Source organism: Bradyrhizobium sp. AZCC 1588 (genome assembly GCF_036924735.1).
Taxonomy (GTDB): Bacteria; Pseudomonadota; Alphaproteobacteria; order Rhizobiales; family Xanthobacteraceae; genus Bradyrhizobium.
The window spans coordinates 3860747-3871476 of sequence record NZ_JAZHSC010000001.1 but is presented as its reverse complement, the minus strand read 5'-3'; the positions used below and the strand labels follow the sequence as shown (position 1 = coordinate 3871476).

Sequence of the window (10730 nt, the reverse complement as noted above, 5' to 3'; positions counted from 1 at the left end):
GTCGGGCCACCCTCTCAGGCAATCTCACTGTTTGTGCTGCTCAAGTCGCGCTGCCTGCGCGGATGGGCGCAATCACGCCGTCCTCTCCGTTCGGCTGAAGCTTCGTCTAAGGGTGAGTTGATGGACTAAGATAGATCTGTGTAACAGCGATGGCAGCGGGCGATTCGAATCGCACTCTCTTCCGACCCGTTGCATCGAGAACCTAATGTTAAGAACTCCTATCCGCCTTACCGCATTACTAACCGCTGTTGCAGTCTCGCTGCTCTTTAGCAGTCATGCCTTTAGCCAGTCGGCGCTCGATCTGCTAAACGCCAAGCCCGGTCAACCCCTGCCAAGGCTACCTGGCGGAATCATTCGACACGGGAACAGTCCACAAATCTCACCGGAACGACCAGAATCGACCAACATCGTCCGACAGCAAGTCTCGAACGAAACCCCATCCTCTTGGCTCGGCCTGAGTTCCGTCAGCATGGGTGGCACGTCTCAAACAACGAAGGGGGCGCTCGTCGCAACCGTGATTCCCGGCAGTCCTGCCGCAGTTTCCCAGTTGCAGCGGGGCGACGTGATTTTAGCTGTCGATGACAAGGAACTGGAAGTAGGCGGCGAACCAGCGGCATTGGCCCGGATAATCGCCAGTCATCCAATCGGCACGACTGTTAGGCTGAAAATCCTCCGCGACGGACGCCAAAGCGAGATTTCGGTAACACTCGCTTCCAAGCCAGCGGCCTCATCAGGTAACCCCGAACTCGAAGCCGAGATTCGAGGCATCTGCCCTCCTCGAATTACACAGGGGACAGATCAAACGCAGGTGAGGTCAACCGCAGCCGATAGGTTCTGCATGATCGCGTTCAGGGGAGCGAAAACGAAAGACAATGAGCCATTTTTCCAAAAGCTAACCGAAATACTTGGCCCTTGCGGCAGCACACACACCATGGCCCAAGAATCTCGCGCCAAGGTCTATCAATTTAAGCCCGCTGTAGACCTGACCGACGAGGATATGGGATCAATCCTCAGACGGACAATCAGGTGCGCCTTTGAACGCGAAACGGGTACTCCCGATGCGGTGGCTATCCATTTTGCCTCAGACCGCTTGGTCACGACTTACGTGGCAGATCGCGAAAATGCGATCACTGAATTTGTTCAGAACCGTCGCATGATGGAGCAAGCTAAACAGGAAGCAGCGAGGCGTGATGCGCATGTCGCCGAACTGACAAGAGGCGGGTACTCACCCGTAGCGCTTAGTGAGCTAAAGGTCGATGCACGTTCGTTGCACGGGAAGAAGGTAGCAGTCTCGGGTCTCCTTTTCGTCCTGAACAACGATACAGCAATGCTGTTGAAGGATGAGAGAGACGAAAATCCCGTGGTAGTGTCACTGAGAGATGCTTCTCGCGAAACTCGACGAGCAACCATTGGAAATTGCGATAACCGCAGCCACGGATGTCGCATTGAGATACGAGGCCACTGTTATTGGTACCGGCTCGTTTGTAGGCATTAGTGCTGACTGATGTTCGGGTTGCCCACATCTCTTGCCGGGCCAATGTGGGGGGCCGCTCGCGCGGCATCAAATGGTTAGGCCTTCCTCAACCCCTTGAACGAACTGGCACGTAGTAAGCCTTCCGCTGTGATGTCCCGGTACTCAACGTCGGCGAAGAATTTGGGTTTCAACCCAAGTGGCCTTTGGCTTTCTGATTGCTTTGGTTAGCTTTGACTTCGGGCTGACCACTGTGTCGAGTTGCTTCCTGATCCGGCTTGAGACAGTGCGAGACCATCCAGTCCGACCTTGTCCCATGTAGACCAGGTCTTTTCCTTCCAGCTTGCCGAGATACAGCGCAGCGACACCGCTGGGGTCTTAAATCCGACGACTGGAAACTTGCCCTTCTGGACGGCTTTGATCTTCAGCCAGTTCTCATTTCGCTCTCACCGGTACGGTGCGTCAGCCCGCTACCTAAGGCGTCTGTGGGAATTGCGATTTCCGTGGACGACCAGTACCGAGAGGAATCCCACGTGCAAGCGGCAAGCGACTCACGTAGACACCCCTTCTAAAAGACGATTCTCGTCAATGAGTTAGGTAACCACTTGTTTCATAATGCTGAATCAGTAACATATGTTTGGGCAGGCAACGCTGGAACCACTCCGAGTCTCCAATCGCGCGAGGCAATGATCCCCTCAAAAGGATCGTAATAGGAGCCGGGGGCCTGCTCACTTTTTTTTCCAACTGTTCGCGTTCGCTCCGTAGGATGTAAAAATCTGCTTCTGCGGCTCGGTGAGCTTCATTTCATGAAGCATCGGCATTGGCTTGACGCCGAATCCGAGATACCAGCGTTTCCCATTGTGGTGCATCACTGGCTTTAGCAGTTCCGCGTACGACGCGTCGCACTCAACTTGCCCGCCTCGGTTGAGTTCAACGGCTTGAAAGAAAGCGCCTGCTACCACATCGGCCAGTTGAAGGCCCGCTCTGTCACCGTGATCGTGAGCGTAGATCTCATCGAAGTCGACGACCGACCAATCTAGCTCCTTGTAGCCAAGAACCTGCGAGCCTCGCTCGTAGTACATCTTCCAAAGGTAGTCCGTAAAATCCTTGTAAGTAAGATCGCCGCGCCGGGAGAATACTATGCGCAGCTTGTCTTGGCCCTCACGTTCTTTCGGAACGTGTTGGGCGCAAAACGCTGTGACCCGCTCCAGAAGGAGGCGCGTAAGAAACCAGTAAATCCAGGCTTTATTGTCATCATCTAGGCGGGGATTTTTGTACTTCTCGATGTTCTTTTTGTTGGACATCACGACGAAGCTTTTCGCCGGCTTCTTTGCCAAAGCCGAACAAACCAGAGACTTTTTGAAGGTAAGCAGCTTGTTGAAATGCAAGTCGGTGCGCTTACTGGTGAACTGGCTCTGAACGTCCTGAGTCCAAGGGACCATCTTCGAGTCGTTTTCGGCCCTGACGAGAAACGCCGAGAGGACGAGCCACTCGGTCGCCCCCTTCGGATCGTCTGGTTTTTTGACTAGGTCCAGTCCGGTATCTCCGGACTCATCGATATAGGCGACAAAGGCAACGGGCATGGCAAGGCCGAAAGACAGATTGATAAGATAATGGAGTCCGCTCGCCAGCTAGAGGCAGACGAATCTCCGGTTGAGAATCAGCATGTTGCAACCAATGATTTGCCTGGAACCGAAGCGAACGAAAGTAAAACTACACTCAAGCCACTAATGAATCACGGTTGTCCACGCTTTGAGTCTGGGAAAGTGCAGGCACAATCCCCGGAACATCTTGAGAACTAGAACGGTCTGAAGGCCAAGAGGAGACGACCCACCCAGCGGATTGCTTCCACTTCTGCAACCATTCCGTTAGTGAAAGTGATTACGCAATTTTAACTGTCGAGATTGATGAAATTGAATTAATGAGCCGCCCTCAATCGGAGGCACGTCATTGTCAGCTTACGGCAGATCACGAAAGTTCGTGTCTGTCTCTGAGGGCGTGGCTGCAAAAGCACTGAGGGAATTAGATGCCACGACGCTGCGACGTGAGCGGCTGTGAGAAACCTTGCGCCGGTCATTCCCGTCTCTGTTCCAAGCACAGGTCTCGCAAGCGGCGACACGGCCACGAAGGCCAGAGGACCATCAGCAAGGCCGATCTGAAGCCGTTCGTAGAGAAGGTTCAGGCGAGGATCGCGAAGCAACCAGACGCGAAACTCTGGTCCATCTGCGACCAGCGCTGGGACATACTGACCAGCAGTTGGGGGTCGCAGCCACCCAGCACCATCTTTCGGTTCGTGAGGGCTTCAACCAAGGAACTGGTTCGACTGGCCAACACGGTGTCAGGCCGCGAGGTCGCGATCACTACCATCGCGATGTACCTGCTCCAGGCGGACGATCCCCGGCTGTTCAAGAACGAGACCGCGTTCCGAACCCAACTTGTCAGGAGGGTGAGAGGCCTTTCCAGCGGCAGTTTCGCCGAGTGGGACGGTGCGGGTGATGGCCGCAAGCGGCGGGCCATGAAGGAACTGGAGCCGAAGACCACTGAGTATTTCAGCGGCATTCTCGTCGAGTTGTTCGGTCCTGCTGGGGTGAAGATGGTCCAACTCGAAAGGCGGGAGGAGGAAGAGCGCAGGAAGGAGCGACTTGCCTACTACGATGCACTCGGCGAGGTGCAGTGACATGCTCGCGCCAACCGAAGACTTGCCCATTCAGGGCAGCCCGGAGTTCAAGCGAGCTTGCGACCGGGTACACCGGGAGCTAGCGGCCAAGTTCGCCTGGACCGCTCAACACGACGGGATGATCTACCGGCAGGAACCCGCGTCGTTGAAGCCAATGAACGATAAGACCTTCAACCGTATTTCCCGCGCTGCGCACTCATTTCGATACCGCACCGACAAGGGCCATACGAGGCTCTACTTCGTGGAGATGGACGAAATTATCGCCGTGCTGGACGATCCGTCGCTCGACATCGGTGTCGCCGTGACAGAGCGGGTCGAATTCATGCCGGGTCAATCTGCACGGATGACATTGGCAGGTCCGTGCTGAACATCTGGCAAGCCCCTCCGTGGGAGGATCGTCCTTCAGAGGTCGAGCCGACGCTGTTCCTACAGCATGTGCGCTACTTGTTCGAGGATAACGAGCAAGCCATCGAGCATGTTCTCAACTTTATTGCGCATCTCGTTCAGCGTCCCGATGAGCGGGCGAACCATGCGATCCTGCTAACGAGCGAGGCAAAAGGTATAGGCAAGTCCACCCTCGGCACGATCATTAGGCGGCTCGTTGGCGAGCGGAACAGCAGTGTTGCCCAGTCCAAGGACCTGAAAAGCCAATTTGATGGCTGGCTCATGGGCAAGCTCGTCGTTCAGGTGGATGAGGTCTATGAGCATGGCAATGCGGACCTTTCAAACCGGCTGAAGCCGATTCTGACGGAGCCGACCGTCAGCGTGAACATAAAGTACGGGCCTCAGATGGAGGTGAAGAATTTCGCGCGGCTTATCCTCTTCTCGAACCACTCGGCACCAATTGACATTGAGGATGGTGATCGCCGGTACTTCGTTTTCGACAGCAAGGCGCAGCCAAGAGGACCGGACTACTATGAGCGCCTGAATGCGTCCATCGGCAGCGACAAGGGCATGGCTGCAATCTATTGGTGGCTAAGGCGCAGGTGTCTGGCCGCCTTCAGGCCGTATGCCGCTCCACCGCTGACCGCTCACAAGGAAGCCATCATCGAGGCGAGCGGCAACCCGCTGAAGCACTATTTGGAGGAGGCAGTCCATAGCGGGCATCTGCTCGCCATGCTGGGACCGGAGTTCGCGATGGATGAACTCCTGCGGCAACTGGGTAGAGATGGCTACGGAGCGCTGACGAAGAGCACGAAGGAGGTTGGCTTGGCGCTCAAGGCGGCGGGGGTCGTCCCTGTGCGACCGATGGTCAACGGGAGGCGAGCCCGCCTTCACCGTCTGCCGGATTGGGCCATCAACGCTGGCGAACCAATGGAGTTCTAAGCAGGGGAAGTTTGCCGATCTACGCGGGCTCCCGGCCACCGCCGAGAAACCGTTGATTTTCCGCTGAAAAACGCTGCCCGGCTAACTGGCCAAGAAGGGTCCATGGCCGGGTAACTGCCCGACCAGCTTAACCAGAACGGCAACCTCAGACTCCCTGTCGGGGAAACTTGGCGAGGTTCGCGCTTCACAACTGTTCCTCCTACTGTTACATAGCGACACCGAGCTACGCTAAAAACCTTTGATTTTTCAATGCGTGGGGCTGGGATCGGCACAGTTCAATCCTGTCTGGCAGCACCATTCTTTCTCGGACTGGCGACATCGCTGTGACGCGCTCAGGCTCTAAGCGTTCCCCGGCAGGCGCGCGTTAATTGGAGCGATAGGCGTCAGGCGATAGGTCGCTACGAATCAAAGTTAGGTCTTCGTCTATAACGAACCTATCAAGGTCAGGAATGTCCCACCGGTCGGGCACCTTCAGGCCACCTAAGTCAAGAATGGAAGTCTCCCCTTCCTGCAGCGGGGGGAGACCATTGGAAAAATTAGGAGGGTACTCGATAGGTATCCCACCCGAACCAAATTTCACGTCTTTGTATTCGAGCGTATTGTTGCCGGGCCCCAGTCGAACCGTTCGTCGAATCCAATCATAAAGCCCAGAACTCGCATTAATTTCTATTCGTTGACCAATCCAGCTGCCTTTAAGCTCAAACTTCACCTGACATCCGTTCGCGAACACACTGCCCCCGCGAACAGCCATCTGGATCGGAAATTTGAAACGATACTTTAGCCGGTGGACGCCTTTTACGACCTGATTGGCGCTAACGAATAACAGCGCGCGATTTGTGAGCCAATTTTCGACGGGAAGGCCCGCAAACAATATCTCCTTCGAATCCGTCCCTGCCGGGAATTTGACCGGATGGGAAAAATCAAACTTGTACTCCCCACTGTTTGCAACAAAGTCAATTCGTCGAATATAGATCTCGTCGACTACCCGATAGCGAATCCTTAGATCACTTTTGCGCAAGACTCCGATAAGGCCGATTCGCGATCGCTTTGCCTTTCGGATTGCATCAATCGTAAAGCCCGCGTTGCTACACAGTAACGATACATCAAATTGCAAATCTCGATGCTTGGATTCCAACGCGTCAACAATGGCAATACCAATTGGACCCCGGGCGGGATTATAGTCTTTACATTCTATGTGAGTCCGGCGGAAAACGCCGTCAACGGTGCCTTCGACTAGGACGTCCAACTCTCTGCGACCATCCGGCCCTATGACCCACTCACCTCGCCGAACATTAGCGGTTGGATCGTATTCACGAACAACGTCGGATACCGCCAATTCGAATTGCGTTCCCAGTTTGCTCATGTAGCGAATGTAATCGATTCGGCTGGGACCTGCTTTCTACCCCGCCCGCAACTAGACTGCTTTGCCCCGGAAATTAGCGCCGCGGATCCCGCAGCCTTCATCCCGGCCCGAGTGCGACGTTGCGGAACGCCCGGATCAGCGATCCTTCGAGCTTGCCCTCCATGCCGCACAGGATCTGGTAGGCGGCGGGCCGCTGCATTGGCGGCCGGTATGACCTCGACTCGATGAGCGCGGCGAAGATGTCCGAGATCGTCAGCAACCGGACCAGATCGGAAATTTGCGAGGCTTTCAGTCCGTCCGGATAACCCGAGCCATCGAGATATTCGTGATGGTGCCTCACGCCGTCCAGAATCTCCGGGCTGATGCCGGATACGCCCTTCAGCAGTTCATATCCGATCACGGGGTGGCGCTTGATGATCTCCTCCTCGTCGGGGTCGAGGCGTCCCGGCTTGTCCAAAATCGACAGCGGGATCCGCGCCTTGCCGATGTCGTGAAGGGTCGCCGCCATTCCGAGCCGCGATACATCTGTGCCGGAGAACCCGATATCGAGCGCGAAGCCGACCGCGACGCCGGTGACGAGCAGGCAATGCTGAAACGTGCCCTCGTGATAGCGGCGCACCTCGTCGAGCCATGCCGAAAGGCCATCCTGCCCGACGCGCTGGATGATCTTCGATGTCGCACGCTTCGCATCGGCAACTTTCACCGGCCTGCCAAGGCGCACATTCGAAAACATCGAGGCGAAGGCGGCCACACCGTCGTCCATCTCCGATGCCGGAACCGCGGCATTGCCCTCCGAGGCCGCTTCCACCGCTTCGATCTGCGCAACCTTGGGAATTGCTTCCTTGGCGCGTGAAAGGACCGCGGTCGCGCCGAGCGCATAGGCCTGCGCTACCATCGAGCGCGAGAGGTTGTGGACTACGAACAGTTTTTCGGGAATGCCGGCGAGGTCCTGCAATATGAACCTGAGCTGATCGACGCGCGGCATCTGCCGCAGGTCGACGTCGACCATCAGCACGCCATGCGACCTGATCCGGGTGCCGTCGCCGCCCAGCAACCAGGGCACCACGGCGTGCTGCGGCTCGAACATCGCACGAACTGCAGGCAACTTCGTCGGTTCGTCTGTGACATAATAGACGAGCATTTCGAGAAAGTCCGTACGCACCAATATTGAAGAAACCGTCTCTCAACCTTGGAGAACTGAAAACAAATTGAACGATCGATGGTTCGAAAGGCCGAGCCCGCACTCGGCGCCATCGACATCAGGCGCTCTAACGCACCCCATTCTTGGATATCAGGGCTACCTTGCCGTTAAGTATCCACCTCGTATAACTACGTACCTCAAACGAGGTACGCACGCCGTTCGTCCGCAGACCGTCAGATCGAGGGCATGGTCCGTGAATGATCTCCAGTCGTCCCCAAGCGAACGGCGGACCGAGAGATTGATGCTGTGCGCTTTGGCGCTGACCGGCAGTCTGTTCGCCGGCCAGGCGTCAGCGCAAGCCAATCTCGCCGGCGCGACGGCCAAACTCACGCTGCAGGTCGCGACCGCCATGCTCGGCGAGCGCTGCCGCCGCGTCGAGACGCCGAACCCCGCATCGTTTGCATCGGTATCGCTGCACCGGACCTTTCACGATGATTTCGACGCGCATCCGCTGCTGGATGAAAGATGGGCGCCGTACTACGCCGGCGGCGCTGCCTGGCCGGTAGCGCGTTACTGGGGTGGCGAGGGCTCCGACTTCAGGCGCAAGACCACCTACAATGGCGAACAGCAGATCTATGTCGATCCGCGTTATGGCGGGCGCGAAACAACGCCGCTCGGCCTCGATCCGTTCAAGGTCAAAGACGGCGTTCTCTCGATCGTCGCCAGCCGGACCCCGCCAGCGCTGAAGACCGTGCTGTTCAACAACGAATATATCTCGGGCATCCTGACGACCCAGAGCCGGTTTGCCCAGAAGTACGGATATTTCGAAATCCGCGCCAAGGTGCCGGTCGGCACCGGCGTGTGGCCGGCGTTCTGGATGCTCGCCGATGACGGCGGCTGGCCGCCGGAAGTTGACATCATGGAGGGTCGCGGCCAGCGGCCCGGCGACATCGTAATGACGACGCATTGGCGGATACCGGAGACGCAGCGCGTGGAACGCTGCGGATTTGACTTCATTGTGCCGGACGCCCCGACCGCGTTCCACGACTACGGCGTGCTGTGGCAGCCGGATCGCATAACCTATTTCATCGACCGACAGCCGGTCTCCGAGATCAAGGTCCCGGTCGGCTTCCACGAACCCATGTACATGATCGTGAACCTTGCGATGGGCTCGAAGACTCTCGAGGGCGTGGGATTCGTCGATGGCGAATCTCCCAATATTGTCGCATTCGAGATCGACAGGATATCCGCCTACCAAATCGACGAACGCTGACCGGAGACACTGATGTTCGGAAAATTCTCGCGCCGGCATTTTGCAAAGCTTGCGGGCTTGTCCGCGCTGGGCATTGCTGCAGCGCCAGCCGATGCCGCCGCGCAACCGGCACCCGACCGGCCCGCGCCGGCGAGCTTTCCGAAAGACTTCGTCTGGGGCACCGCGACGTCGGCCTATCAGATCGAGGGCGCCGTTAACGAAGACGGCCGCGGCCGCTCGATCTGGGATACGTTCTCGCACACGCCCGGCAAGATCGAGGACGGCACCAGCGGCGACCGCGCCAACGAACACTATCACCGCTACAAGGAAGACATCGGCCTTATCAGGGAATTGGGCGCGAGGGCCTACCGGTTTTCGATCGCGTGGCCGCGGGTGTTTCCGGAAGGAACGGGCAAGCCGAACCCAAAGGGCCTCGACTTCTACGACCGGCTCGTCGACGAACTCCTCAAGAACGGCATCGAGCCATACGGGACGCTTTATCACTGGGATCTGCCGCAGGCGCTCGAGGACAAGGTCGGCGGCTGGCGATCCAGCGAAACGTCGAAAGCGTTCGGCGATTATGCCGGCCATGTGGCGGCGCGCCTGTCCGATCGCGTCCGGTCGATCTTCACGATCAACGAAGCCGGAAGGTTCGTGAATTTCGGCTATGGCTGGGGCATCGATGCCCCCGGGCTCAAACTGCCCGATGCGGAGGTTAACCAAGTCCGCCACCATGTGGCGCTGGCGCATGGCCTCGCCGTGCAGGCGATCCGTGCCCATGGACGCAAAGGCACCAAAGTGGGGCCGGCCGAAAACATCGCGGCCTGCGTGCCGGCATTCGACACGCCGGAAAACGTTCGCGCAGCCGAGACGGCGACGCGCGAATTGAACTCGGGCTTTCTCGGCGTCATCCTGGAAGGCAAATACACCGACGGATTTCTTCGGTTCGCCGGCAAGAACGCGCCGAAATTCACCGCTGATGAATTGAAGATCATTTCGCAGCCGAACGATTTCGTCGGTCTCAATATCTATGCGCCGCAGTTCTATATCGCCGCTTCCGACAAAGCGCCGGGCTGGAGCGTGCTGCCGTTTCCCGCTTCCTTCCCGCACATGAATTCGGAATGGCTGCGCGTGGGGCCGGAGACGATCTACTGGGCGCCGCGGCTGGCGGCAAAGGTCTGGAACATCGAGACGATCTATATCAGCGAGAACGGCACCTCGTCGGAAGACAAGCTTCGCGCCGACGGCCAGGTCTACGACCTCGATCGCATCATGTATCTGCGCAATTACTTGCGGCAATTGCAGCGCGCGACGTCGGAAGGCGTGCCGGTCCGCGGCTACTTCCTCTGGAGCCTGATGGACAATTTCGAATGGATCTATGGCTACGAGAAGCGCTTCGGGCTCTACCATGTCGACTTCGAGACGCAGCGCCGGACGCCGAAACTGAGCGTTGCCTTCTATCGCGACGTGGTAGCGCGGAACGCGATCGGCGTCTGAACG

Annotated in this window: 10 protein-coding genes; 6 read left to right on the top strand and 4 right to left on the bottom strand. The window is 57.5% G+C overall.

What is annotated here, in order from left to right:
- Positions 1-205 precede the first annotated feature (205 nt).
- Positions 206-1495 carry a S1C family serine protease gene (locus V1277_RS18165; protein WP_334417501.1) on the top strand — a complete coding sequence of 430 codons (1290 nt, stop codon included), beginning with the start codon at positions 206-208 and terminating at the stop codon, positions 1493-1495.
- A 141-nt stretch (positions 1496-1636) separates the two neighbouring features.
- Here V1277_RS18165 and V1277_RS18160 read toward each other — a convergent pair whose 3' ends face one another.
- Together V1277_RS18160 and V1277_RS18155 are read right to left on the bottom strand one after the other, a co-directional pair.
- A complete protein-coding gene (locus V1277_RS18160; RefSeq protein ID WP_334417500.1) occupies positions 1637-1789 on the bottom strand; it encodes a hypothetical protein in 153 nt (50 codons plus the stop codon).
- 410 nt (positions 1790-2199) lie between these two features.
- On the bottom strand, positions 2200-3054 hold the full coding sequence (locus V1277_RS18155; protein WP_334417499.1) for a DUF3800 domain-containing protein: 855 nt from the start codon (positions 3052-3054) through the stop codon (positions 2200-2202).
- Positions 3055-3764: 710 nt separating this feature from the next.
- Here V1277_RS18155 and V1277_RS18150 point away from each other — a divergent pair.
- The 3 genes from V1277_RS18150 to V1277_RS18140 are packed head-to-tail and all read left to right on the top strand — an operon-like array spanning position 3765 to position 5474.
- A complete protein-coding gene (locus V1277_RS18150; RefSeq protein ID WP_334417498.1) occupies positions 3765-4148 on the top strand; it encodes a hypothetical protein in 384 nt (127 codons plus the stop codon).
- A 1-nt stretch (position 4149) separates the two neighbouring features.
- Positions 4150-4515 carry a hypothetical protein gene (locus tag V1277_RS18145; RefSeq protein ID WP_334417497.1) on the top strand — a complete coding sequence of 122 codons (366 nt, stop codon included), beginning with the start codon at positions 4150-4152 and terminating at the stop codon, positions 4513-4515.
- Positions 4509-5474, top strand: a complete 966-nt coding sequence (locus V1277_RS18140; RefSeq protein WP_334417496.1) for a primase-helicase family protein — start codon at positions 4509-4511, stop codon at positions 5472-5474. The genes V1277_RS18145 and V1277_RS18140 overlap by 7 nt, the downstream gene beginning before the upstream one ends.
- 364 nt (positions 5475-5838) lie before the next feature.
- Here the strand turns inward: V1277_RS18140 and V1277_RS18135 are convergent, their stop codons facing one another.
- Positions 5839-6837, bottom strand: a complete 999-nt coding sequence (locus V1277_RS18135; protein WP_334417495.1) for a restriction endonuclease — start codon at positions 6835-6837, stop codon at positions 5839-5841.
- Between the two features lie 97 nt (positions 6838-6934).
- The gene (locus V1277_RS18130; RefSeq protein WP_334417494.1) at positions 6935-7978 is read right to left on the bottom strand and encodes an HD-GYP domain-containing protein; all 1044 of its coding nucleotides are present in this window, start codon (positions 7976-7978) and stop codon (positions 6935-6937) included.
- Positions 7979-8279: 301 nt separating this feature from the next.
- Between V1277_RS18130 and V1277_RS18125 the strand changes: the two genes are divergently transcribed.
- Both V1277_RS18125 and V1277_RS18120 read left to right on the top strand, forming a co-directional pair.
- Positions 8280-9251: a glycoside hydrolase family 16 protein gene (locus V1277_RS18125; RefSeq protein ID WP_334417493.1), complete on the top strand. Its 972-nt coding sequence runs from the start codon at positions 8280-8282 to the stop codon at positions 9249-9251.
- A 12-nt stretch (positions 9252-9263) separates the two neighbouring features.
- Positions 9264-10727: a GH1 family beta-glucosidase gene (locus V1277_RS18120; protein ID WP_334417492.1), complete on the top strand. Its 1464-nt coding sequence runs from the start codon at positions 9264-9266 to the stop codon at positions 10725-10727.
- Positions 10728-10730: the final 3 nt, after the last annotated feature.

Excerpts from the sequence above, each read along its gene's own strand:
- V1277_RS18130 (WP_334417494.1), bottom strand. The coding sequence starts at position 7,978 with ATGCTCGTCTATTATGTCACAGACGAACCGACGAAGTTGCCTGCAGTT.
- V1277_RS18160 (WP_334417500.1), bottom strand. The coding sequence starts at position 1,789 with ATGGGACAAGGTCGGACTGGATGGTCTCGCACTGTCTCAAGCCGGATC.
- V1277_RS18120 (WP_334417492.1), top strand. The coding sequence starts at position 9,264 with ATGTTCGGAAAATTCTCGCGCCGGCATTTTGCAAAGCTTGCGGGCTTG.
- V1277_RS18165 (WP_334417501.1), top strand. The coding sequence starts at position 206 with ATGTTAAGAACTCCTATCCGCCTTACCGCATTACTAACCGCTGTTGCA.
- V1277_RS18155 (WP_334417499.1), bottom strand. The coding sequence starts at position 3,054 with ATGCCCGTTGCCTTTGTCGCCTATATCGATGAGTCCGGAGATACCGGA.
- V1277_RS18135 (WP_334417495.1), bottom strand. The coding sequence starts at position 6,837 with ATGAGCAAACTGGGAACGCAATTCGAATTGGCGGTATCCGACGTTGTT.
- V1277_RS18145 (WP_334417497.1), top strand. The coding sequence starts at position 4,150 with ATGCTCGCGCCAACCGAAGACTTGCCCATTCAGGGCAGCCCGGAGTTC.
- V1277_RS18125 (WP_334417493.1), top strand. The coding sequence starts at position 8,280 with ATGCTGTGCGCTTTGGCGCTGACCGGCAGTCTGTTCGCCGGCCAGGCG.